Here is a 23,853-nt window from a genome sequence, read left to right on the forward strand (position 1 = left end):
CTCGTCACGGGCCCCGTCACGGGCTCCGTCACGGGCCTCACTGCCGGGAGAGGTGCGCGTTCTGCTGCGGGACGTGCGGGACGGACGGAGCGCGCGGGACCGGCGGGGCGGGCTGCCCGCCGGGATCGGCCGGGGCCCGTACGGCCGCGGCGATGGTGGTGGTGGCGGGCCGGTCGGCGACCGGCGGCGGGTCGTACTGGAGGAGCAGCATGGCGGCGTCGTCGCCGAGTTGGCGTCCGACGTGGCGCACCACGTCCTCGTGCAGGCGGCGCAGCACCTCGACGGGTCCACCGTCGGCGTGCCGGGGGAACCGTTCGGCGAGCGGGTAGAAGACGCCGGCCCGGTCGCGGGCCTCGATGACGCCGTCGGTGAAGAGCAGGACGCGATCGCCGGGGCGGAGCGGGACCCGGTGGACCGGGGGCCGGACGTCGGCGGGGTCGAGGACGCCGAGCGGGGGCACCGTCTCGGCGAGTTCGAGCGGACGGACGGCCTCGCCGCCGCGCAGCAGCAGCGGGGCGGGGTGGCCGCAGTTGACGATCTCGGCGGTGCCGTCGGGGCAGACGCCGATGAGGACGAGGGTGACGAACTCCTCCTCCACGCCGGGGTGGTCGTTCTCGTGCAGGGCGCGGTCGAGGCTGTCGGCGAGCCAGCCGGCGACCCTGTCGAGGGCGGCCTCCTGGTGGGCGGCCTCGCGGAAGGCGCCGAGCACGGCGGCGGCGGTCTCGACGGCGCCGAGGCCCTTGCCGCGCACGTCGCCGACGACGGCGCGCACGCCGTGCCGGGTGTTGACGACTTCGTAGAGGTCGCCGCCGATGCGGGCGTGGGCGGCGGCGGCGGCGTAGTGGACGGCGGCGCGGACGGTGCCGACCCGGTCGGGGACGGGGCGCAGCAGGACGCGCCGGGCGATGGAGGCGACGAGCTGGGCGTCGGCGAGGAGGCGCTCCTGGCGCAGCCTCAGGGTGGCGCTGACCCAGCTGATCACGGCGACGAGGACGATGGCGAAGACGGTGGCACTGTGCACGGACTCACCGAGCACGTCGTTGTGCACGGCCATGGCGAAGGCGGCGACCTCGGTGCAGGCGCCGATGGCGAGGGGGTACCAGGTGCGCCGGCTGACCACGGCGGCCAGCGCCGGGACGGCGGTGAGCGCCGGTTCGACGGTCACCGCGGCGTCGGTGAAGTAGTCGAGGACGACGACCAGCGCCATACCGATGAACGGCAGTGACAGTGCCGTCCTCGGCCAGGTGCCGGTCGCGCCGGGTGCGGTTCCCGGGGTCGGCCCGGCGAACCGTTCTCTGATCCATCCGGTCGCGCTCAACTTCGGTTCTCCAGCAGAAGACGCGGATGCCCGGGGGCACCTGCGGTGATGACTGAGGGTTAGGGAATACGGGCCTCGCTGGCGGCCGGAGCACGGGGGTTGACCGGTTACCGACCCCACAATAGGCGCGAAACGTGCACTACGCACAGGTTTCGCCCGATGCCGTGATGACTTGAATGCTCTCTGTGACTCATTCTTCACTGTTCCCGATCAGGAGCCGTTCCAACTCTTTTCGGTCGGGAAGTCCTGCGGGTTGTTCGACCCGGCCGCTCCGGACGTACAGGAACGAGGCCGTGACCTGCTCCGGCGGAACGCCGGCCTGTTCGGCCCACGCCAGCCGGTACACGGCGAGTTGGAGCGGGTCGGCGGTCTCCTCACGGTGCGTCTTCCAGTCCACCACTTCGTAGCGTGACGCGCCGCCGATTTCCGGCCTGCCGTCACCGTCACGGTAGACCGCGTCGATCCGGCCGCGCACCACCCGGCCCGCCAGCACCAGTTGGAACGGCGCCTCGACCCGCCACGGGGCCCGGTCGGCGTACGGGGAGCGCAGGAACGCCTCCTTGAGCCGCTCCAGGTCCCGCTCGTCCTCGATGCCGTCGTCGTCGGCGCCGGGCAGCGCGCCCGGGCCGATCAGCATCAGCGGTTCGATCCGCGACTGCACCCAGGCGTGGAAGCGGGTGCCGCGCCTGGCGGCGGGCTGCGGCGGGCGGGGCATCGGGCGGGCGAGGTCGTGCGCGAAACCGTCCGGGTCGGCGGCCAGCCGCAGCAGCTGGGTGGCGGAGAGCGAGGCCGGCAGCGGCACCTCCCGCACCCGGCCGCGGGAGCGCTCCAACTCGCCGATCAGCGCGGTGAGGTCGCGGTCCCAGGACTCGACCAGCCGGCGGTCCTCGGGCGCCATCGGTCCGGGCTCGGGGGCGGGCTGCCCGGCCAGGCGCCGGTGCACGACCTCGGCGACCCGGCGGCGGGCGTGCTGGGCGGCCGGGTCCAGCGGCAGCGGCCAGGGGCGTTCGACGGGCGCGGCGAGCGCCGGGTTCTCGGCGCCCTCCGCGGGCGGCTCGGCCCAGGCGTCGATCTCGCCGTTGCCGGGGAGTTCGGCGTGCTCGCGCAGCTGCTCCAGGAAGGCGGAGGGGCCGCGCGGGGTCTTCTGGCTGGGCCCCCACCAGTGGCCGGAGGCGAGCAGCAGGGCCCGGGGGCGGGTGAAGGCGACATAGCCGAGGCGCAGTTCCTCGGTGGCGGAGTGCTCGGCCAGGGCTGCCTTGAACTCCTTCATGGCCTTCGCGTTCCAGCCGCCCCGCACATCGGGCAGGGTGGCGGCATCCCCGCGCAGGGCGTGCGGCAGGACCCGCTTGGCGCTGGTCCAGCGCTCGCGCGGGGTCGAGGACGGGAAAGCGCCCTTGACCAGGCCGGGCACCGCGACGACGTCCCACTCCAGGCCCTTGGACTTGTGCACGGTGAGGACCTTGACGGTGTCCTCGCCGCCGGGCAGCCCGGCGTCCAGGCCCCGGTCGTGCTCCTGGGCCGCGCGCAGGAAGCCGAGGAAGGCGGCGAGGCCCGGGTCGCCGTCGAGGTCGGAGAAGGAGGCGGCGACGTCGAGGAAGGCGTGCAGGGTCTCCCGGCGGCGGGCGGCGAGCGCGTGCGGGGAGGCGGCGAGTTCGACCTCCAGACCGGTGACGGCGAGCACCCGGTGCAGCACGTCCATCAGCGGTTCGGCGAGCGAGCGGCGCAGCTCCCGCAGTTCGCGGGCGAGCCGGGCGAACCGGATCCGGGCCTCGGCGGAGAACGCCGGGGCGTCCGGGTCCTCGGGCTCGTCGCCGTCGAGGAAGCTCTCCAGGGCGTCGGCGAGCGAGACCACCTCGGTGGGGTCGGTCTCGGCGACGGCGGCGGCGAGCGGCTCCACGCCCTCGGGGCGCGCGGTGCGGACGAGTTCGGCGGCGCGCCGGCCGAGCAGCGCCAGGTCGCGCGGGCCGATCCGCCAGCGCGGGCCGATCAGCAGCCGGACCAGCGCGGCGTTGGCGGTCGGGTCCTGGAGCACCTCGCACACCGCGACCAGGTCGGCGACCTCGGGCAGGTGCAGCAGCCCGCCGAGGCCGACCACCTCGACCGGCACCTCCCGGGCGACCAGCGCGGCGTGCACGTCGGGGAAGGCCGCGCCGCCCCGGCACAGTACGGCGATCCGGCCGGGGGCGGTGCCGGTGCGCACCAGGTGGGCGATCCCGTCGGCGAGCCAGTCGATCTCCTCGGCGTGGGTGGGCAGCAGCGCGGCCCGCACCCGGCCGTCGAGTTCGGCGCCGGGGGCGGGGCGCAGCGCCTCGACGCCCTCGTGCATGGCGCGCAGCGGCGCGGCGAGCCCGTTGGCGAGGGCGAGCAGCCGGCCGCCGCTGCGGCGGTTCTCGCTGAGCGCGTACCGGTCGGCGGGGGTGCCGTCGGCGGCGGGGAAGTGCCGCGGGAAGTCGTCGAGGTTGGCGACGGAGGCGCCGCGCCAGCCGTAGATGGCCTGGCAGGGGTCGCCGACGGCGGTGACGGGGTGGCCGGGGGCGGGTCCGGCCGGGCCGGCGCCGAACAGGCCGGCCAGCATCAGGCGCTGGGCGACGGAGGTGTCCTGGTACTCGTCGAGCAGGACCACCCGGTACTGGTCCCGCAGCAGGGCGCCGACCTCCGGGCGCTGCTGGGCGAGCCGGGCGGCGGCGGCGATCTGGTCGCCGAAGTCCATCAGGCCGGCGGCGCTCTTGCGGCGCCGGTAGTCCTCGACCAGGCGCAGCAGTTCCAGCCGGGCCCGGGCGGTGGCGGGCACCGCCCGCAGGTCCTCGTTGCTGAGCCGGACGCCGGCCAGGGCGTCGAGCAGGTCCTCGTCGTGGGCGCGCAGCCGCTCGGGCGTGACGAGGTGCTCGGCGAGTTCGCCGTCGAGGGCGGCGAGGTCGGCGACCAGGGCGGTGAAGGTGCCGGTGAGGGCGGGGAACGGGCCCCGGGCGGTGCGCAGCACCTTGGCGGCCAGCTGGAAGCGGGTGGCGTCGGCGAGCAGCCGTACGTCGGGCTCGATGCCGATGCGCAGGCCGTGCTCCTTGAGGAGACGGCCGGCGAAGGCGTGGTAGGTGGAGATCTCGGGTTCGCCGAGGGCCTCGCCGTCGGAGCCGGCGGTCCAGCCCGCGTCCTCCGGGGGCTGCCCGACCCCGGCCAGGCGCAGGGCGGCGCGGACGCGCTCGGCGAGTTCGCCGGCGGCCTTGTTGGTGAAGGTGAGGCCGAGGACCTGTTCGGGGCGGACGGCACCGGAGCCGACCAGCCAGACGACCCGGGCGGCCATCACGGTGGTCTTGCCGGAGCCGGCGCCGGCGACGATGACTGCGGGCCGCAGCGGGGCGCCGATGGCCGCCGTCTGCTCCCGGTTGAAGGGGATGCCCAGCAGCTCCTTGAGCTGGTCGGGATGGCTGAGCACGGCGGTCACCACGCAACGGTAACGGGGGCCGCCGACAGCCCGGGCGCCGCTGTGGCGACGGCCACGTGTTGCGAGGGCCACGCGGCGCCGCCGCCGTCGGGGTCGCGGGGCCGGTCACGGGGCCGGTCACGGGGCCGGTCACGGGGCCGGTCACGGGGCCGGTCACGGGGCCGGTCACGGGCCCGGGTCGGGTGCTTTCCGGATCCCTTCTCCCGCCCGGTGCGGTCCCGGGGGACGGGCCCTACTCGACCAGCTGGACGCCGTCGCGCTGGGCGGAGCAGCTGCGCCGGAAGGTGCAGCGGTCGCAGCCGAGGCCGGTCTGCGGGACGAAGCGTTCGGCGAGGATCCGCCCGGCGGCGTCGGCGAGCAGGTTCTCGATCCACGGCTCGCCGTCGGGCGGCTCCTGCCGCTGCACCTTGGGCGCCTCGGGCACGGCCTTGTCGGGCTTGCGGAGCTGGACGAGTTCGGCGCCGCCGGACTCGGCGGCGGTGGCCGGGTCGAAGCCCGGCAGCCCGTTGAGCGCCCCGGAGCGGACGGCGAGCTGGTAGACGGCGAGCTGCTTGTGGTCGGGCAGGGACTTGTCGGTGGGCGTCTGCTTGCCGGTCTTGAAGTCGACCACGTAGGCGCGGCCGGCCTCGTCCTGCTCGACCCGGTCCATCGAGCCCCGGATCCGCACCTGGACCCCGCCGGCGTCGAGGGTGACGTCGAAGCCGTGCTCGGTGGCGACGACGTCGCGGCCGCGGGCCATGACGTGCCAGGTGAGGAAGCGCTCCAGGGCGTCGCGGGCCTCGGACTTCTCCTGGTGGGACTTCCACGGCGCGTCGAAGGCCAGCGCGTCCCACACGGTGTCCAGGCGTTCCATCAGGACGGCGAGGTCGGCCGGGGTGCGGCCGGAGCCGACCTCGTCGGCGAGGGCGTGCACGACGTTCCCGAAGCCCTGTGCGGCGGAGGAGGTGCCGCGGGCCTTGACCTCCTTGTCCAGGAACCACTGGAGCGAGCAGCTCTCCAGCTGTTCCAGGCCGCTGCCGGACAACCGCACCGGCAGCGCGGCGTCGCGCAGCGGGGCGGGGGCGGCGGTGGGGTCGTCCAGGCCCCACCAGCTCTCCGGGCGGGCGGCGGGGACGAGCGGGCGGTCCTCCTCGTCGGTGGCGAGGGCGAGGGTGGCGAGCCGTTCGGCGGCGGCGCGGCGCAGCTCGGGCGAACGGGCGGGGTCGACGGTGACCGCGCGCAGCTCGGCGACCAGCGCGGGCACCGCGAGCGGGCGGCGCGGACGGTGGGTGACGTCCTCGACGGTGACGGCCGGGGTCCGGCGCAGCACCCGGCCGGTCCTGGGGTCGACGTCCTCGCGGTAGAGCTCGCGCAGGAAGCGGGACGGCTGGTCGCCGTCGTCGGCGGGGGCCTTGACGGCGGTGACGACCAGCCGGTCCTTGGCCCGGGTGGCGGCGACGTAGAAGAGGCGGCGTTCCTCGGCGAGCAGGGCGGCGGGGGTGAGGGGTTCGGCGAGGCCGTCGCGGCCGATCCGGTCGGCCTCCAGGAGGGAGCCGCGGCGGCGCAGGTCGGGCCAGAGGCCGTCCTGGACGCCGGCGACGACGACGAGCCGCCACTCCAGGCCCTTGGCGCGGTGGGCGGTCATCAGCCGGACCGCCTCGGGGCGCACGGCCCGCACGGTGAGGGTGTCGGCGGCGATGTCCTGGGCCTCCAGCTCGGCGAGCAGGTCGAGGGCGCCGCGGTGGCCGGTGACCTGCTCCTCGGCGCGGGCGGCGGTCTCGAAGAGGGCGCAGACGGCGTCGAGGTCCCGGTCGGCGTTGCGGCCGGCGGCGCCGCCGCGCAGGGCCGCGCGTTCCAGCCGTTCGCGCCAGCGGCGGGAGCCCTCCCACAGCTGCCAGAGGGCGTCCTCGGCGGTGCAGCCGCCGGCGAGGGCCTCGCGGACCTTGCGCAGCAGGCTGCCGAGGGCGTACGCGCGGCGGGCGTAGGGGGTGTCGAGGACGGCGAGGCGCTCGGGTTCGGCGAGGGCCTCGCGGACCAGCTCGCCGGCCGGGCGGGGGACGGCGGCAACCGGGACGGCGGCGGCAGGGACGGCGGCAGCCGGGGCGGCCCCGCCCTCGTCCACGACGGCGCCCTCGGCAGCACTCTCGGCGGCGTCCACGGCCGCGTCCACAGCGGCGGCGCGGGCCCGCTCGGCGTCACGGGCCCGCTCGGCGGCCTCGGCACGCAGGGCGGCGCGCTCCTCCTCGCGCAGGGTCCGGCCGAGGCGGCGCAGGTCGGCGCCGTCCAGGCCGCCGAGCGGGCCGGTGAGCAGGGCGTGCGCGAGTTCGGTGGTGAGCGGGTCGGGCACGGTCGCCCCGGCGTCCCCGCCGCCGTCGTCGGGTTCGTCAGCGGCGCCGTCCCGGCGGTCGCGGACGGCCTGCTCGGCACAGACCCGCAGCGCCAGCAGCAGCTGGGCGACGGCCGGCTCCTCGCGCAGCGGCAGGTCGTCGCCGTCGATCTCCAGCGGCACCCCGGCCGCGCCGAGCGCCCGCCGCACCCCGGGGATGGACCGGGCGCCGGCCCGGACCAGCACCGCCATCTCGCCCCACGGCACGCCGTCCTCCAGATGGGCCCGGCGCAGCAGGTCGGCGACCGAGTCCAGCTCGGCGCCGGGGGTCGGATAGGTGCGGACCTCGACCCGGCCGCCCTCCCGGGCGGGCAGCGGGGCCCGGTGCTGGGCGAGCTTGTCGCTGGGCAGCCGGCCCATCGGCATCCGCCGGGCGAGTTCGCGGGCGGCGGCGAGCAGCACGGCGCCCGAGCGGCGGGACACCCGCAGCACCTTGACCTCTGCGGGGCGGCCGTCGGCGTGCCGGAAGGTCTGCGGGAACTCCAGGATGCCGTTGATGTCGGCGCCGCGGAACGCGTAGATGGACTGGTCCGGGTCACCGACGGCGATCAGCTCGCGCCCGCCGCCGGCCAGCCGCCGCAGCAACCGGACCTGGGCCGGGTCGGTGTCCTGGTACTCGTCGACGAAGACCGCGTCGTAGCGCTCGCGCAGGCTCCGCTCGACCTCGGGGCGCTCGGCGAGCAGCACGGCGCGGTGCACCAGCTCGGCGTAGTCGAGGACGCCGCGCAGGTCGAGGACGTCGAGGTAGTCGGCGAGGAAGTGCGCGGCGGCGGCCCAGTCGGGGCGCCGCACGCCCTCGGCGAAACGGGCCAGCTCGGCCTCGCCCAGCCCCAGCTCGCGGCTGCGCGCGAGGACGGCGCGGACCTCGTCGGCGAAGCCGCGGGTGGTCAGGCAGGCCCGCAGGTCGAGCGGCCAGGCGATCCGGGAGCGGCCGCGCCGGGCGTCCTCGGCGCCGCCCGCCAGGAGCTCGCGGACCATGACGTCCTGCTCCGGGCCGGAGAGCAGCCGCAGCGGCTCGGCGTAGTCGGCCGGGTCCTGGTGGGCGCGGAGCAGGGCGTAGCAGAAGGAGTGGAAGGTGGTGGCCTGCGGGGCGGCGGCCCCGGCACCGGCGGCGGTGGCGGAGAGCCGGCCGGCCATCCGGTCGCGCAGCTCCACGGCGGCCTTGCGGCTGAAGGTGAGGACGAGGATCCGCTCGGGGTCGGTGCCGTTCTCGATCCGCCGGGCGACGGCCTCGACCAGCGTCGTGGTCTTGCCCGTGCCCGGCCCCGCGAGCACCAGCAGCGGACCGCCCGTGTGCTCGACCACGGCGCGCTGGTAGGCGTCGAGTTCGGGCGGTACGGGCGGTACGAGGGGGCTGCGCACCAGACGGTAGGGGGAGCTCACGGACGTCCTGGGGATCGTGCTCGGGCAACTGCCGGCGGGCCCCGTCGAGGGGCCCGTCGTACATCGAGCCTACGATCCTGCCCCGTCATTCCCGTCCGCGCACATGATTCCGCCCGATCCGGGCCCACCCGTCGGTACCGGCGGCTCCGGTTGACGACCGTCCCAGCGGGCGCGCCGCAGGTCGACCCGGGGCGGGTCGGCGAGCTCCCGCAGCGGGGTGCCCTCGTCCCCGTAGTGGCCCAGGGCGCGGTGCTCGTGGCCGGGCAGCAGCCGGCCGTCGGCCCGCACCACCCGCCACCAGGGGACGGCGCCGCCGTACAGCGCCATCACCCGGCCGACCTGCCGGGGCCCGCCCTGGCCGAGGTACTCGGCGATGTCCCCGTAGGTCATCACCCGGCCGGGTGGAATCCGCTCGGTCAGGTCGAGCACGAGTTCGGCGAAGGGAGGCAGCTCGCCGTGGCCGGCCTCGTCGGGGGCGTCCGTCACCTGCGGCATTCTTCCGCATCCGGTCGGACGGCGGGGCCCGTGCGAACGATCCGCCGCGCCCGATCCGGCCCCTGTCCAGCGCGGGGCGCCGAGGCATGCCACCATCTTCGGGGCGGTGAGTGGTGATACGAGGACAAGACCAGATGACCGGGACGGCTGACGTGGGTGTGGACGAGGACTCCGACGAGTCCTCCGACAGCATGCCCGCAGGTCGCGGCGGACCGCCCGCCGCCGCGCCGTCCCCGAAAGTCTCCCTGATCAAGGAACGGACGATCAAGAGCCCCCAGCCGGCCGGCCCCGCGACCGGGGCACCCGCCGCCGTACCCGGCCGGCCGCCCGCCGCCGACCCCGGACCGGACGCCGTGACCGACGGCACGGAGGCCCCGACCCCGCACCCCGGACCCGACCCGCTGGACGACACCCCGCACCTGGACGTCGACGAACCGCTGCTCGCCGCCCGCGCGCACCGCCCCTCCGACCTCATCCGCTTCCTGGCCGGCGTCTTCGGCATCGTCGCGGTGTTCGTGCTCGCCGGTGTGGCGACCTCGACCACCACCGGCATCGAGATCGACATCGCCGAGAACGCGCCCCGCTTCTCCCCCGTGCTGTCCACCATCACCGGCCTGGTCTCCAACGTCGCGGTGCTGGCCGTGCCGCTCGCCTTCGCGGTCGAGCGGCTGATCAAGCGCGACGGGCTGCGGGTCGCCGACGGCGTGCTCGCCTCGGTCCTGGCCTACGGCGTCTCGCTGGGCATCGACTGGTGGGTGGCCGAGGGAGCCTCCGACCACATCCGGGACGCGCTGACCCGCTTCCCGCTGGACTCCGTCGGCACCCTGACCGATCCGGTGCACGGCTACCTCGCCCCGGTGATCGCCTATATGACGGCGGTCGGTATGTCGAGCAGACCGCGCTGGCGGGTCGCCCTGTGGGTGGTGGTCGTCTTCAGCGGCATCACCGAGCTGCTCGGCGGCTACACCACCCCGCTGTCCCTGCTGCTCACCGTGCTGATCGGCTGGTCCGTCGCCTACGGCACCCTCTACGCGATCGGCTCGCCCAACATCCGGCCCACCGGGCAGCACCTGATGATCGGCCTGCGCAAGGTCGGCTTCACCCCGGCCAGCGCCCACCGCGCCCCCGACGCCCCCGGCGGCACCCGCCGCTACCTGGTCGCCCAGCAGAGCGGTCCGCCGCTGGACGTCCACATCGTCGACCGCGAGCAGCAGGCCTCCGGCTTCTTCTACCGGGCCTGGCGCCGGCTGCGGCTGCGTTCGGTGGCCGTGCGGCGCAGCCCGCAGTCGCTGCGCCAGGCACTGGAGCAGGAGGCGCTGATCGCGTACGCGGCCGCCGCCTCCGGCGCCCGCGCCCCGCAGCTGGTCGCCACCTCCGAACTGGGCCCGGACGCCGCGATCCTGGTCTACGAGAACGTCGAGGGCCGCACCCTGGACGACCTCGCCGACGAGGAGGTGACCGACCGGGTGATGGCCTCGCTGTGGGAGTCGGTCGCCGCCCTGCACGAGCGCCGGATCGCGCACCGCCGGCTCACCGGCGAGTCGCTGCTGGTCGTCGACGGGAAGACGGCCTGCCTGGTCAACCTCTCCGGCGGCGACATCGCGGCCACCGACCTCACCCTGCGCATCGACGTCGCCCAGCTGCTCACCACCTTCGCGCTGCGGATCGGCCCGGAGCGCACCGTGGCCGTCGCCAACGCGGTGCTCGGCGCCGAGCGGGTCGCCCAGGCGCTGCCGCTGCTCCAGCCGGTCGGGATGAGCCGCTCGACCCGGGTCGACCTGAAGAGGCTCGGCAAGGAGCGCAAGGCCGCCGCCCAGGCCAAGGCGCTGGAGCAGGTCGCCGCCGGCGAGCGCACCCAGGAGCAGGCCGAGGAGGACATCGCGGTCGCCGGCGAGGACCTGCTCAGCCGGATCCGCGGCCAGATCCTGCAGATCGCGCCCGAGGCGCCGATGGAACCGGCCAGGCTGGAGCGGCTCAAGCCGAAGAGCCTGATCATGGTGATCGCGTTCGCCTTCGCCGCCTATCTGACGCTGACCACCGTCAAGCCGGCCCAGCTCAAGCTCTCCCAGATGGACTGGGCCTGGGCGGCGGTGGCGCTCGCCGCGGCGAGCTTCTCCTACGTGGCCGCGGCGATGAGCCTGACCGGCTTCGTCCCGGAGAAGCTGCCGTTCCGGCGGACCGTCGCCGCCCAGATCGCCGGTTCCTTCGTGAAGCTGGTCGCCCCGGCCGCGATCGGCGGCATCGCGCTGAACACCCGCTACCTGCAGAAGGCGGGCATCCGCCCCGGCCAGGCGGTCGCCTCCGTCGGCGCCTCCCAGCTGGCCGGCCTGACCGGGCACCTGCTGCTGCTCTTCAGCTTCGGCCTGATCACCGGCAGCCAGACCAACGGCGACCTCTCCGCCTCCCGCGCGGTGATCATCGGCGTGCTGAGCGCGGCCGTGCTGGCGCTGGTGGTGGCGGCGGTCGCCCCGCTGCGGCGGTTCGTGCTGAACCGGCTGCGCTCGCTGTTCTTCGGCGTGGTGCCGCGGATGCTCGACCTCATGCAGACGCCCAGCAAGCTGGTCACCGGCTTCGGCGGCATCCTGCTGCTGACCCTGTCGTTCACCGCCTGCCTGGACGCCTCGGTGCAGGCCTTCGGCGGCTCGATCTCCTTCTCGGCGGTCGCCGTGGTCTTCCTGACCGCCAACGCGGCCGGCTCCGCGATCCCCACCCCCGGCGGCATCGGCCCGGTCGAGGTCGCCCTGATCGGCGCGCTCACCGTCGCCGACGTGCCGGCCGCCGTCGCCACCCCGGCGGTCTTCCTCTACCGGGCGCTCACCTTCTGGCTGCCGGTGGTGCCCGGCTGGATCTCCTACAACGTGCTCCAGCGCAAGGGCGCGCTCTGACCCCTGCCGACCGGGGCTCCGGACGCGGAAAGGGCCCGCCGGAGCGGGCCCTTCACGGTGGTCGGTGCTGCGAGGTGCGGGCGGTGCGATCAGTAGACCGGCTTGTGCGGCTCGATCTGGTTCACCCAGCCGAGCACGCCGCCGCCCAGGTGGACGGCGTTGGAGAAGCCCGCCGACTTCACCACGGCCAGCACCTCGGCCGAGCGGACGCCCGACTTGCAGTGCAGCACGATCTTCTTGTCCTGCGGCAGCTGCTCCAGCGCGTTGCCCATCAGGAACTCGTTCTTGGGGATCAGCACCGCGCCGGGGATGCTGACGATCTCGTACTCGCCGGGCTCGCGGACGTCGATCAGGAAGATGTCCTCCTTGTCGTCCTGCCACTGCTTGAGCTGCTTCGAAGTGATCGTCGAACCGGCGGCCGCGGCCTGCGCCTCCTCCGACACGACGCCGCAGAAGGCCTCGTAGTCGATGAGCTCGGTGACGGTCGGGTTCTCGCCGCAGAGCGCGCAGTTCGGGTCCTTGCGGACCTTCACCTGGCGGTAGTTCATCTCCAGGGCGTCGTAGATCATCAGCCGGCCGACCAGCGGGTCGCCGACCCCGGCCAGCAGCTTGATCGCCTCGGTGACCTGGATCGAGCCGATCGACGCGCACAGCACGCCCAGCACGCCGCCCTCGGCGCAGGACGGGACCATACCCGGCGGCGGCGCCTCCGGGTAGAGGCAGCGGTAGCAGGGGCCGTGGTCGGCCCAGAACACGCTCGCCTGGCCGTCGAACCGGTAGATCGAGCCCCACACGTACGGCTTGCCGAGCAGCACCGCGGCGTCGTTCACCAGGTAGCGGGTGGCGAAGTTGTCGGTGCCGTCCACGATCAGGTCGTAGCCGGAGAAGATCTCCATGACGTTGGAGTTGTCGAGGCGCTCGTCGTGCAGGATCACGTCGACGTACGGGTTGATCTCCTTGACCGAGTCCCGCGCCGACTCGCCCTTCGAGCGGCCGATGTCCGACTGGCCGTGGATGATCTGCCGCTGCAGGTTCGACTCGTCGACGACGTCGAACTCGACGATCCCCAGCGTCCCGACGCCGGCCGCGGCCAGGTACATCAGCGCGGGCGAGCCCAGACCGCCGGCGCCGACACACAGCACCTTGGCGTTCTTCAGCCGCTTCTGCCCCGCCATGCCCACGTCGGGGATGATCAGGTGGCGGGAGTACCTGCGGACCTCGTCGACGGTGAGCTCGTCGGCCGGCTCGACCAGGGGTGGCAGCGACACGGGTTCTCCGTTGCTCGTCGGTTCGGGTGGCCGGGGCCAACCTCTTGGGGCTTGTTGCTCCGCCACCGCGGTGGCTCTGCTAGGCCAACAGTGTCACGCCGCCCCGGTATTCCGAGACAGCCCGTCCGAGGGACGAGACGCGCCACACCGGATGGTGGGACCACGCACCGGACCCCGGAACGGTCGCCGCGGACCGTTCCGGGGCCCGGCGGAAGCCGGTCCCCGGTGCCACCGCGACCGGGCCGGCCTGAACGGGCCGGCCCCATCCGGGCCGGGACGGACCGCGGCGGCACCGCCGGCTCACACCCGGCAGGCCGTCTCCAGCCAGACGTCCCCCAGCGACTCCTCCAGCGGCACCTGTGTCCGCCAGCCGAGACGGTCCCGGGCGGTCCGCACGTCGGCCTGCCGCCACGGCACCGGCTCCCCGGCCGGCGCCCGCCCCTCGCCCGGGCGGGGCTCCACCGGCCGGTGGCCGGGCAGGTGGTGCGCGGGCAGGTGCCCCGGCACGTGCCCCGGTACGTGCTCGACCGGCCCGCCGGCCTGCGCGGGCAGGACGACCTGCCGGTTCTCCTCGACCACCGCCCCCTCGAAGCCGGACGCCCGGACCAGCAGCTGGGCCGCCTCCCGGGCCCGGACGGCGTGCCCGCTGCCGATGTTGATCACCCCGGTCGCGGCCGAGACCGCGGCCGCCTGGATCGCCCGCGCGACATCCCTGACGTCCACGAAGTCCCGGTACCCGGACAGGTCCGGCATCCGCACCTGGGACTCCTCGCGCTCCAGCGCCCGCCGCAGCCCCTCCGCCAGCCGCCCGAACAGCGAAGCGGTCGGCGCCCCCGGCCCGACCACGTCGAACACCCGCAGCACCGCGGCGTCCAGCCCGGAGGCCAGCACCAGCTCCGTCCCGGCCAGCTTCGACACCCCGTACGGGCCGACCGGCCGGGGCTCGGCGCTCTCCGACACCGGCACCCCGCCCGGGACCGGCCCGTACTCGGCCGCCGAACCGACGTGCACCAGCCGGGCCGGCTCCCGGCTGCGCCGGATCCCCTCGCAGACGGTCGCCACGGCGAGCGTGTTGGCCCGGATCAGCGTGCGCGAACTGCCGTAGGTGGCACCCGCGCAGTTGATCACCACCTGCGGCGCGACCGCGTCCAGGAACCGGGCCAGCGCCCCGGGACTGCCGGTGGTCAGATCGAAACGGATGTCGGCGGAGTCACGCCGGCCGAGTACCGTCACCTGCAGTTCCGGATCCACGAGCAGGCGATCGGTGACCCGACGGCCGATGAAGCCGTCGGCGCCCAGCAGCAGCACCCTCATCGGGGGGCGTCCTTCCACGAAGCCAGACCGGGCACGGTCTGGCAGGTCCGAGTGAACAACGGGAATGCGGGAGTTCGAGGGGCGGTCCGACAGCCCCCGGGCACCGTCCGGCCCGGACGGGCGGTCAGCGGTGCGCATCGGGGCGGCCCAGCACCGGCCACGCGTACAGCAGCAGCGCCAGCGCCACCGCGCCACCGCCGAACAGCCCGGCGGACGGCGCCGGCGGCGCCGCCGTGCCGGCCGCCGCGGCCAGCCCGCCCAGCGCGGCCGCCGCGGGACGGCCGCAGCGCGCCAGCAGCACGGGCAGCACCAGCAGCAGGCCGAGCACGCCCTGCGCCGCCCACTGCGCGGGCCCGGCGCGCTCGGCCGCCAGGTGCAGCAGCCCGCCGCCGTGCGCCGGGCCCGGGCGCGGGGCGAGCGCGGTCAGCACGGCCAGCGCCGCGAAACTCAGCACGGCCAGCACCGCCAGGTGCAGCGCCAGCGCCACCGGGAGCACCGGCCGCATCCGGGACCTGAACTCGGCCAGCGTCGCCGCCGCCCCCAGGTGCCCGCGGCCGACCTGCCGGTACCACCGGGCCGCCCACTCCGCGGACCCGGTGGACAGCGCCGCCGCCAGCACCAGCGCGGCCGTCACCCGCCGCTCCTCCGGCCCGTCGGCCGCCACGGCCATCGGCACCAGCAGCAGGGCGGCCAGCCCGGCCCCCCGCACGGCCGGATCCCACCAGCGGCGGTCCCCGGCGGGCGGACCCGTCCGCTCCCGCTCCGGTTCGACCGGGCCCAGCTCCGCCTCCGGACCCTCCCCGGGCCCCGGCCCGGCCCACGGCCCGGCCGCCGCACCGCCCGCTCCGGCGGTCCCGGCGGCGGCCGGGACCAGGGCCAGCGGAACGACCGCCGCCAGCAGGACCGGTCGGCTCCCGCCGAGCGCGGCCGCCGCCGCGCACGGGAGCACCGCCAGCCCCGCCGTCCGCAGCGCCGCCCCGCGCCGCCGCCGGTCGCCCCCGGCGGGCTCGACCGGCTCCGCCGAGGGCGGGCGGCGCGGCACCCGGGCGTACAGCTCCTCGGCGAGCGAGAACAGGTCGGCGTGCCGGCACCGGGCGGCGGCGGCCGGTCCCAGCCCGGCCTCCGCCAGCCCGGCGGCGATCTCCAGCGGGTCCACGGCCCGTTCGCAGAGCACCCGGTACTCGGCCATCACCTCCCGGACCGGATCCCCGGACCGGTCCGTGAGCCCGACGGCCGCCGCTTCCCCGCCGCCCGCCATCAGACCGCCTCCGCGAACGACCCGGCCCGGCCCGGCCCCTCGCCGGCCGCCGGCATCCGCCCCCGTGCCAGGGCCACCACGGCGCCGGGCCCGGCCGCCCGGTCCCTGGTGCCTCCAGTGCCGCTGCCGTCGGTGCGGACGCGTTCGGTGCCGTCGACCGTCACCGGGGCGGCAGCCGCGGGAGCGGCCTCCCCCGGCGCGGTGTGGCGGCTGTCGGTGATCCAGTACTCGGCGGGCCGGGCGAACGGCCGGGGCCGCGGGCCCGCGCCGGCGTCGGGCGCGGCAGCGGGGAAGGCCGGCCACTGCGAGACCAGCTCCAGGTAGATCTCCCGGAAGGCGCCGGTCACCGGCTCGACGGCGAAGCGTTCCTGCGCCCGCAGGCGGCCCGCCAGCCCGAGCCGGGCCCGGCGCTCGCCGTCGCGCAGCAGGGCGAGGCAGGCCCCGGCCAGGGCCTGCGGGTCGCGCGGCGGCACCAGCAGCCCGGTCGGGCCGACCACCTCGCGGGCCACCCCGACATCGGTGCTGACCACCGCGCGGCCGCTCAGCATCGCGTCGGCCAGCAGACGGGGCCGGCGCTGGGAGAGGGCGGAGAAGACCACGACGGTGCCGTCCGCCCAGGCGTCGGCGGCCGAGCGGGGCCGCCCGGCGAACTCGACCGCGTCGGCCACCCCGAGCCGTTCGGCGACGGCCGCGCAGTGCGCCCGGTAGCCGGGGACGGCCTCCTCCCCGTGGAGGACCAGCCGTGCGGCGGGCAGCTCGGCGCGGACCCGGGCGAAGGCGTGCAGCGCGAGTTCGGGGTCGCGGGCCGGCTCCAGGGCGCCGGCCCAGACCAGGGTGGGGGCGGCCGGTTCGGGACCGGCCGCGGGCCGCTCGACGGCCGGGGTGCCCTCGTACACGACCCGGGTGCGCGCCGGATCGGCCCCGCAGCGGCGCTGCCACTGCTGGTCGTGGGCGCTGCCCGGGGTCAGTATCGCGGCCTGCCGGTAGGTCTCCTCGGTGAGTGCCCGGAAGAAGGCGAGCAGCAGGGCCCGGACCGGCCAGCGGTAGGGGGCCTCGCGGTAGCCGAGGTACTGCTCGCGCAGGTGCAGTCCGTGCTCGGTGACCACGAACGGCACCCCGTGCAGTTGCTTGGCGACCAGCGCGGGCAGCGCTGCCGGGCCGCCGCCGACGACGTGGCAGAGGTCGGCGGCGCCGAGGCCGCCGGGCGCGGTGCCGTACCAGGGGGCGGAGAGCGGCCGCAGGCACTGTTCGAGCAGGTCGGCGGCGACCAGGACGTCGCAGACCAGGGGCTGCCCGGCGGAGGTGTCGGCGCCCGGCGAGCGCCAGACCCGCTCCAGGACGCGCCGGGCCCGGTCGGAGACCAGGAAGGCGGACAGCGCGCCGTCGGCGCGGCCGAGTTCGGCGAGCCGGTAGAGGCCGGGGCCGAAGCCGGACCGTTCGCCGGGGCGCAGCAGGGCCCGCACCAGCCGGTCGTAGGCGGCGGCGTACTGGCGGCCACGCAGGGCGCCGGGCGCGCGGCCGGCCGGGCGGCGCCCCTGGAGCGCGAGTTCGTGGACCGCGGGCCGGGCCGCGTCCTCCGCTCCGTCTACGCCCGCTCCTCCGGCCGTCCCGGCCGTTCCAGCCAGGACGTACCACGCGAAGTCGTGCTCGCGCAGGCCGTCCACCAGCCGGTCGCACCAGCCGCCGGCGCCACGCGGGGAGCGCGGGCGCACACCCTCGGTGAGCAGTGCTACGCGCACGGGAGACCTCCAGGACAGAACGGGATCGACGGATGGCCGGGCCGGGCGGGCGGTGCCGGCCGCGCGGGCCGGCCGGCGCCCGGCCGCCCCACGGCGACGCGTGCGGCGCGTGCGACGTGGGGCGGCCCGGGGCGGAGGAGGCGGCGGTCCGCCGCAGACACGGCGGCCCGGACCGGTGGCCGCCATCGGCCGCCACCGGCCGTCGGCGTCCCTCGCACGGCCGCCCTCCGGATTCTCCGGCGGCCGCGGCTCCCCCACACCTGTTCGGTCCGACAGCAGAAAGGTAGGACCGGCCCGGGGCAATCCATCGGTCACATGCCTGGTTGCCACCTGAACGAGTGAACCGGAGTGACCTCTTCCCGATCATGGCGTTAACGGCGGCCTCTCGCGGGGTATCCCCCGCCACCACGGCGGAGCCGGAGTCAGGCCCGGCCCAGCAGCTCCTTCACCGCCCTGGCGACGGCGTCGGGGTGCTCCATCATCGCGACGTGCCCGGAGTCCGGCAGCACCAGCAGCCGGGAGTCCGCGAAGGCCGCACAGGCCCGGCGGGCGGAGCGGTAGGAGACGAGTCTGTCCCGCAGCCCGTACACCAGCAGGACGGGCGCGGTCACCCGGGCCGCCTGCCGCCACAGCGCCTGGTCGCCGCGCTCGGTGTAGGCGGAGACGATCCCGCGCGCCGAGCCCACCAGGGCCCCCGTCGCCCAGGGCAGCTCGGTGCGCCGCCGGTACTGGGCCACCGCCTCGGCCCGTTCGGCCGGGCTCAGGCTGCCCGGGTCGCCGTAGACGAGCCGGAGCAGCTCGTCGGCGGCCCGTTCCGGCTCGCGCGCACCGTTCGGCAGTCGGCGCAGCAGCGCGGGGAAGCCGGGGACGGCGAGCAGTCCGGTGGGCCAGGCGGAGCGCTGCGGGGGCAGTTCGGGCAGGGCGGGCGAGACCAGGGTCAGGCTGCGGACCAGGTCGGGGCGCAGGGCCGCGAGCCGGACCGAGACCGCTCCGCCGAGCGAGTTGCCGAAGAGGTGGACGGGCCCCCGGCCGGCGGCGTCCAGGTAGCCGATGACGGCCCGGACGTGGCCGGAGAGGCCGAGGTCGCCGTCGGCGGGCGGGGCGGATTCGCCGAAGCCGGGGAGGTCCACGGCCTCGCCGTCCAGGTCTCCGCCGAGCCGGGCCATCAGCGCGCTCCAGTTGGCGGCGGAGCCCCCGAGCCCGTGCACGAACAGCGCCGGCGCCCGTCCGCCGGCCGGGGCGGGAGCGGTCGCAGCGGTGCCGGGGCCGGTCGCGGGCCGGTGCACGGCCAGCACCGCTCCGGGCACCTCGACGGTGCGGAAGGGCCCCGGGGAGGCCGGCTGCGGGAGTATCTGCTGCTCAGCACCGCTCATGGTGGACGATGGTAGTGAGCCGCCGTCGCCGCGGCCCCCGGGGCGGCGCCGGGCCGGAAGGTCTTCCCATTCACCGGTCCCCAGCACTGCCGACGGCCGTGGTGCGCGCCGTATTGTGGGCTCCTGACAAGGGGGACGGCCGTATTTCTCGCGCCTGGCAAGCGCGAACGCGGTTACCCGAAAGTAGACTCGGCCATCTTGCCGACCTCGTACGACCCGTGAAGTGAGGAGCGCCGTGACGGCCATCCAGGAGGCGCAGGAGCGCCCGCGCGGTGCCCGCCTGCCGCGAAGCGCCCGCCGTGAACAACTGCTCGGTGCCGCCCAGGAGGTGTTCGTCGCGCAGGGTTACCACGCGGCCGCCATGGACGACATCGCCGATCGTGCCGGGGTGAGCAAGCCGGTCCTCTACCAGCACTTCCCCGGGAAGCTGGAGCTCTACCTGGCGCTGCTGGACAAGCACTGCGACGCCCTGGTCGAGTCGACCCGCGAGGCGCTGGAGACCACCACCGACAACAAGCTCCGGGTGGCGGCGACGATGGAGGCGTACTTCAACTACGTCTCCAGCGAGTCCGGCGCGTTCCGGCTGGTCTTCGAGTCGGACCTGACCAACGAGCCGGCCGTGCGGGAGCGCGTCGAGCGGGCCGCCGAGGCCAGCGCGACGCTGGTCAGCACGGTGATCCAGGAGGACACCGACCTGCCGGAGGCGGAGTCCAAGCTGCTCGCCGCCGGCGTCTGCGGCCTGGCCCAGATCACCGCCCGGTACTGGTTGTCGCAGGGTCTGGAGATCCCGCGCGACGAGGCGGTGCGGCTGGTCGCCAGCCTGGCCTGGCGCGGGCTCAAGGGCTTCCCGATGCACCCGCACGCGGAGTCCGCGGACGGGTCCTCCGCCGACCGGTGATCCACTGACCTTCGTCTGGGCACCGATCCGGTGCTCTATGGTGAAGCCGTACGGCGCGGTAGACGTGAACGCTTGTCCCAGGCGGTCCGGTGCCGCGCGTGGATGGCTGCAACCCCGGAGGGACGGAAGCCGTGGAGGTCAAGATCGGCGTGCAGAACGCGCCGCGCGAGATCGTGATCGAGAGCTCGCAGACTGCCGAGGAGATCCAGAACGCGATCGCCAAGGCGCTGGAGGGCACCGACAAGCTCTTCACCCTGGCCGACGAGCACGGGCGTCGCGTCATCGTCCCGGCGGACCGCCTGGCGTACGTGGAGATCGGCGAGCCGGCCGTGCGCAAGGTCGGCTTCGGCACGCTCTGAGCCCGACGGGCCTCGCCCGGTGCCCCGCTCCCTCGGTCGAGGGCGCGGGGCACCGTCGTTCCCGGGCCGTGTTCCCCGGCCGTCGTCCGGGGCCGCGTTCCCGGCCGTGTTCCCGGGTGGGCGGTGCGGACGGGGCGTACGGACGGGATGCCCGGGGTACGGCGACAGTGCGGCCGACCGCGCGCCGCGCACCGGCCCCCCGGGGAGGCATCCTTGCTGGTCGAGACCGTCGCCTTCGCCCTCGTCGGCCTGATCGTCGGCGCCGCCGCACTGCTGTCGCTGCCCGCGTACTTCCCGGCCGGCCGGATCCTGACCCTGGGCACCGCCCTCGGCTCCGCGCTGCTCACCGGGGTGATCGCGCACTTCACCATGGACGGCCGGTACCCGGCGGCGAGCATCGCGATCTCGGCGGTGGCCTCGGCCCTGCTCACCTCGGTGCTGGCCCGGCCGGACCTCGCCGCCGGGAGGGCCCCGGCCCACCGGCACCGCCGGCACCGGACCGGCGGACACCGCGCGAGCGCGCACCGGCGGCACCGGCCCGCCTGAGCGGCCGGGGCCGCCCGGTGCGTGCGGTGCGGCCGGTGCGGCCGGTCGGTCAGGAGGCCAGGCCCAGGGCGGCCATCCGCCGGGTGTGCGCCTCTGTGATCCGGTTGAACATCTTGCCGACCTCGACCAGGTCGAAGCCCTGCACCTGGACGCCGCCGACCAGCAGGTTGGACAGCGCGTCGCGCTCGGCGACCACCCGCTGGGCCTGGCTGAGCGCCTCGCCCATCAGCCGCCGGCCCCACAGGGCGAGCCGGCCGCCGGCCCGCGGATCGGCCTCGATGGCCTGGCGGACCTTGTCGACCGCGAACTGCGCGTGGCCGGTGTCGGACATCACACCGAGGACGAGGTCACGGGTGTCGTCGTCCAGCCGGACGGCCACCTCGCGGTAGAAGTCGGTCGCGATGGCATCGCCGACGTAGGCCTTGACCAGGCCCTCCAGCCAGTCCGAGGGCGCGGTCATCCGGTGGAACAGCTCCAGCGGCTCGACGAACGGGCGCATCGCCTCCTCCGGCTCGGCCCCGATCTCGGCGAGCCGGTCGTGCAGCCGCTGGTAGTGCTGGAACTCGGCGGAGGCCATCCGGGCCAGCGCCGCCTTGTCCGCGAGGCCGGGCGCGAGCTTGGCGTCCTCGGCGAGCCGCTCGAACGCGCTCAGCTCGCCGTACGCGAGGGCGCCGAGCAGGTCCAGTACGGCGGCCCGGTACGCCGGTTCGGCCGAGCAGGCCGCCCAGTCGCCGATCGAGCCGGCCGCCACGTCGTCCTGCGTCCCACCACGGTTCTCCATGACCCGTCACCTTAGTCCCGGTCCGTACCCGGCTACCTCACCCACCTCTCCGACCTGCGATGTCGCCCGCGTCACGTGTTCGAGTCGTCGGGTGACTGTATGGTGGTACGGAGGCCCGTCGTGCTCGCACGGTGTCACCGCCGTCTCGGTGTGCCGGGCAGGCCCGCTCCGAAACGCCGCCGTCCCCCTGGACGCGTCGTACGGAAGCCGGGAACTCAACGTACGCGGATGCCCGGTCGGAGAGCCGATCGGCTCCGACCAGGGCTTGGACTTCAGGCCTTGGCACCGCATCAGTGGCCGAGCGAGGGCCGCCGAGACCGCGCCAGCCGGCGCAGGTCCCGCGCAGGTCCCTCACGGGAATCCTCCCCGACGCCGCCGGCGACGCGCCCCTTCATCGGGCCGCGCGCACCGGCCGGCCGCAGGGACCGGCGCGGTTGTGCGTCCGCGCAGCTGTATTCGAGGCCGTCCAGGCCCGTACACAGTCGCGCGGACTGACCGCCCGCCGCTCGCTCTCGGCCCCTTCACACGGAAGAGGCAGCACCCTGTCCACCACCGCTGAACCCATCAAGACGACGTTCCGGGACCTGGGGATCCTCCCGGAGACCGCCGAGGCCCTCGAGGCCGTCGGCATCGTCCACCCCTTCCCCATCCAGGAGATGACCCTGCCGGTCGCGCTGACCGGCCACGACGTCATCGGCCAGGCCAAGACCGGCACCGGCAAGACGCTCGGCTTCGGCCTGCCGCTGATCGAGCGGGTCATCGTGCGCGCCGACGTCGACGCCGGCCGCGCCACCGAGGAGCAGCTCACCGCGTCTCCGCAGGCGCTGATCGTGGTCCCGACCCGCGAGCTCTGCACCCAGGTCACCAACGACCTGCAGACCGCCGGCAAGGTCCGTGACGTCCGCGTCCTCGCCGTCTACGGCGGCCGTGCCTACGAGCCGCAGGTCGAGGCGCTGCGCAAGGGCGTCGACATCGTCGTCGGCACCCCGGGGCGACTGCTCGACCTGGCCGGCCAGAAGAAGATGGACCTCTCCAAGGTCCGCTCGCTGGTCCTGGACGAGGCCGACGAGATGCTCGACCTCGGCTTCCTGCCGGACGTCGAGAAGATCATCACCATGCTGCCGGCGAAGCGGCAGACCCTGCTGTTCTCGGCGACCATGCCGGGCCAGGTCATCAGCCTCGCCCGCCGCTACATGAGCCAGCCGACGCACATCCGGGCCGCCGCGCCGGACGACACCGGCACCACCGTGGCCAACACCGAGCAGCACATCTTCCGTGCGCACTCGCTGGACAAGGTGGAGACGGTCTCGCGCATCCTCCAGGCCGACGGCCGCGGGCTGGCGATGATCTTCTGCCGGACCAAGCGGACCGCCGCCGACGTCGCCGACCAGCTCACCCAGCGCGGCTTCGCGGCCGGCGCCGTGCACGGCGACCTCGGTCAGGGCGCCCGCGAGCAGGCGCTGCGGGCGTTCCGCAACGGCAAGGTCGACGTGCTGGTCTGCACCGACGTCGCGGCCCGCGGCATCGACGTCGAGGGCGTCACGCACGTGATCAACTACCAGTGCCCGGAGGACGAGAAGACCTACCTGCACCGGATCGGCCGCACCGGCCGGGCCGGCGCCTCGGGTACCGCGGTCACCCTGGTCGACTGGGACGACATCCCGCGCTGGCAGCTGATCAACAAGGCGCTGGAGCTGTCGTTCAACGACCCGGAGGAGACCTACTCCACCTCGCCGCACCTGTTCGAGCTGCTGAAGATCGCGCCGGGCACCAAGGGCGTCCTGCCCCGCTCGGAGCGGACCCGGGCCGGGCTCGGCGCGGAGGAGGTCGAGGACCTCGGCGAGACCGGCGGACGCGGTTCGCGCTCCGCCCCGCGGGGCGCGCGTCCCGCCGGGCGGAGCGGCCCCGGCCGCCCCGAGGCCGCCGAACCGGCCGCGGCCGAGGAGAAGGCCTCCCGCAAGACCCGCGAGCGCAGGCGGACCCGCCGGGGCGACTCGGTCGAGGGCGCCCTCGTCGACGAGGCGGCGGACGCCACCACGGCGCCCGCCGCACCGCAGGCCCCGGCCGTCGAGGGCACCGAGGACGGCGCCGCCCCGCGCCGCCGTCGCCGCCGCTCGCGCGGTCCGGCGTCGGGCGAGGGTGCGGCCAACGAGGCCGCCGCCGTCGTCGCGGAGGCCGCCGTGGTCGAGCCGGCCACCGCCGCTCGGGTCGTCGCCGAGGCCGTCGAGGCCCCGGCCGCCGCGGAGAAGCCGAAGCGCACCCGCTCGCGGGCCAAGGCCGCGGCTCCGGCCGAGGCCGCCGCCGTGGCGGGCACCGTGGCGGCTCCCGCCGAGGGCGCCGCCGACGGCGAGGCCCCGGCCCCGCGCCGCCGCACCCGGGCCCGCCGTCCGGCCGCCGCCGAGGCGACCCCGGAGAGCTGACCCGCGTTTCCC

General features: G+C 75.6%; 15 protein-coding genes. 5 read left to right on the plus strand and 10 right to left on the minus strand.

The features are described from left to right. Positions 1–37: 37 nt before the first annotated feature. The 4 genes from SM793_RS11965 to SM793_RS11980 form a co-directional block, all read right to left on the minus strand. Entirely contained in the window at positions 38–1,318 is a 1,281-nt protein-coding gene (locus SM793_RS11965; protein ID WP_320438090.1) for a PP2C family protein-serine/threonine phosphatase, read from the minus strand. A gap of 190 nt (positions 1,319–1,508) precedes the next feature. Continuing rightward, the gene (locus SM793_RS11970) at positions 1,509–4,757 is read right to left on the minus strand and encodes an ATP-dependent DNA helicase (protein ID WP_320438091.1); all 3,249 of its coding nucleotides are present in this window, start codon (positions 4,755–4,757) and stop codon (positions 1,509–1,511) included. Between the two features lie 232 nt (positions 4,758–4,989). Beyond that, positions 4,990–8,505 carry an ATP-dependent DNA helicase gene (locus SM793_RS11975; protein WP_320438092.1) on the minus strand — a complete coding sequence of 1,172 codons (3,516 nt, stop codon included), beginning with the start codon at positions 8,503–8,505 and terminating at the stop codon, positions 4,990–4,992. A 69-nt stretch (positions 8,506–8,574) separates the two neighbouring features. Beyond that, complete coding sequence (locus tag SM793_RS11980) at positions 8,575–9,000, minus strand: MGMT family protein (RefSeq protein WP_413815933.1); 426 nt, start codon at positions 8,998–9,000, stop codon at positions 8,575–8,577. 134 nt (positions 9,001–9,134) lie between these two features. Here SM793_RS11980 and SM793_RS11985 point away from each other — a divergent pair, with 134 nt between their 5' ends. After that, complete coding sequence (locus SM793_RS11985) at positions 9,135–11,885, plus strand: lysylphosphatidylglycerol synthase transmembrane domain-containing protein (protein WP_320438094.1); 2,751 nt, start codon at positions 9,135–9,137, stop codon at positions 11,883–11,885. Between the two features lie 89 nt (positions 11,886–11,974). Here SM793_RS11985 and moeZ read toward each other — a convergent pair whose 3' ends face one another. From moeZ to SM793_RS12010, 5 genes are all read right to left on the minus strand, one after another. Next, positions 11,975–13,153: an adenylyltransferase/sulfurtransferase MoeZ gene (gene moeZ, locus SM793_RS11990; protein ID WP_320438095.1), complete on the minus strand. Its 1,179-nt coding sequence runs from the start codon at positions 13,151–13,153 to the stop codon at positions 11,975–11,977. Between the two features lie 300 nt (positions 13,154–13,453). After that, positions 13,454–14,467 carry an NAD-dependent epimerase/dehydratase family protein gene (locus tag SM793_RS11995; protein WP_320438096.1) on the minus strand — a complete coding sequence of 338 codons (1,014 nt, stop codon included), beginning with the start codon at positions 14,465–14,467 and terminating at the stop codon, positions 13,454–13,456. 124 nt (positions 14,468–14,591) lie between these two features. Continuing rightward, positions 14,592–15,725, minus strand: a complete 1,134-nt coding sequence (locus tag SM793_RS12000; RefSeq protein ID WP_320438097.1) for a hypothetical protein — start codon at positions 15,723–15,725, stop codon at positions 14,592–14,594. Then, a complete protein-coding gene (locus SM793_RS12005; RefSeq protein ID WP_320438098.1) occupies positions 15,725–17,464 on the minus strand; it encodes a DUF3492 domain-containing protein in 1,740 nt (579 codons plus the stop codon). The genes SM793_RS12000 and SM793_RS12005 overlap by 1 nt, the downstream gene beginning before the upstream one ends. 422 nt (positions 17,465–17,886) lie before the next feature. After that, entirely contained in the window at positions 17,887–18,837 is a 951-nt protein-coding gene (locus SM793_RS12010) for an alpha/beta fold hydrolase (RefSeq protein WP_320438099.1), read from the minus strand. 235 nt (positions 18,838–19,072) lie between these two features. Between SM793_RS12010 and SM793_RS12015 the strand changes: the two genes are divergently transcribed. From SM793_RS12015 to SM793_RS12025, 3 genes are all read left to right on the plus strand, one after another. Continuing rightward, positions 19,073–19,735 (plus strand): TetR/AcrR family transcriptional regulator, encoded by a 663-nt coding sequence (locus tag SM793_RS12015; protein ID WP_320438100.1) that lies wholly within the window; start codon positions 19,073–19,075, stop codon positions 19,733–19,735. Positions 19,736–19,866: 131 nt separating this feature from the next. Next, positions 19,867–20,094: a DUF3107 domain-containing protein gene (locus tag SM793_RS12020; RefSeq protein WP_320438101.1), complete on the plus strand. Its 228-nt coding sequence runs from the start codon at positions 19,867–19,869 to the stop codon at positions 20,092–20,094. A gap of 213 nt (positions 20,095–20,307) precedes the next feature. Further along, positions 20,308–20,640 (plus strand): hypothetical protein, encoded by a 333-nt coding sequence (locus SM793_RS12025; RefSeq protein WP_320438102.1) that lies wholly within the window; start codon positions 20,308–20,310, stop codon positions 20,638–20,640. 49 nt (positions 20,641–20,689) lie between these two features. Here the strand turns inward: SM793_RS12025 and SM793_RS12030 are convergent, their stop codons facing one another. Next, on the minus strand, positions 20,690–21,421 hold the full coding sequence (locus SM793_RS12030; RefSeq protein ID WP_320438103.1) for a ferritin-like fold-containing protein: 732 nt from the start codon (positions 21,419–21,421) through the stop codon (positions 20,690–20,692). Positions 21,422–21,855: 434 nt separating this feature from the next. On the opposite strand from SM793_RS12030, the gene SM793_RS12035 reads away from it, so the two are divergent. Further along, positions 21,856–23,841 carry a DEAD/DEAH box helicase gene (locus SM793_RS12035; RefSeq protein ID WP_413815934.1) on the plus strand — a complete coding sequence of 662 codons (1,986 nt, stop codon included), beginning with the start codon at positions 21,856–21,858 and terminating at the stop codon, positions 23,839–23,841. The last annotated feature ends 12 nt before the right edge of the window (positions 23,842–23,853 follow it).

The sequence above is a fragment of the Kitasatospora purpeofusca genome, assembly GCF_034043715.1.
In the GTDB taxonomy this organism is placed as follows: Bacteria; Actinomycetota; Actinomycetes; order Streptomycetales; family Streptomycetaceae; genus Kitasatospora; species Kitasatospora purpeofusca_A.

Excerpts from the sequence above, each read along its gene's own strand:
- SM793_RS11980 (WP_413815933.1), bottom strand. The coding sequence starts at position 9,000 with ATGCCGCAGGTGACGGACGCCCCCGACGAGGCCGGCCACGGCGAGCTG.
- SM793_RS11985 (WP_320438094.1), top strand. The coding sequence starts at position 9,135 with ATGACCGGGACGGCTGACGTGGGTGTGGACGAGGACTCCGACGAGTCC.
- SM793_RS11995 (WP_320438096.1), bottom strand. The coding sequence starts at position 14,467 with ATGAGGGTGCTGCTGCTGGGCGCCGACGGCTTCATCGGCCGTCGGGTC.
- SM793_RS12000 (WP_320438097.1), bottom strand. The coding sequence starts at position 15,725 with ATGGCGGGCGGCGGGGAAGCGGCGGCCGTCGGGCTCACGGACCGGTCC.
- SM793_RS12010 (WP_320438099.1), bottom strand. The coding sequence starts at position 18,837 with ATGAGCGGTGCTGAGCAGCAGATACTCCCGCAGCCGGCCTCCCCGGGG.
- SM793_RS12030 (WP_320438103.1), bottom strand. The coding sequence starts at position 21,421 with ATGGAGAACCGTGGTGGGACGCAGGACGACGTGGCGGCCGGCTCGATC.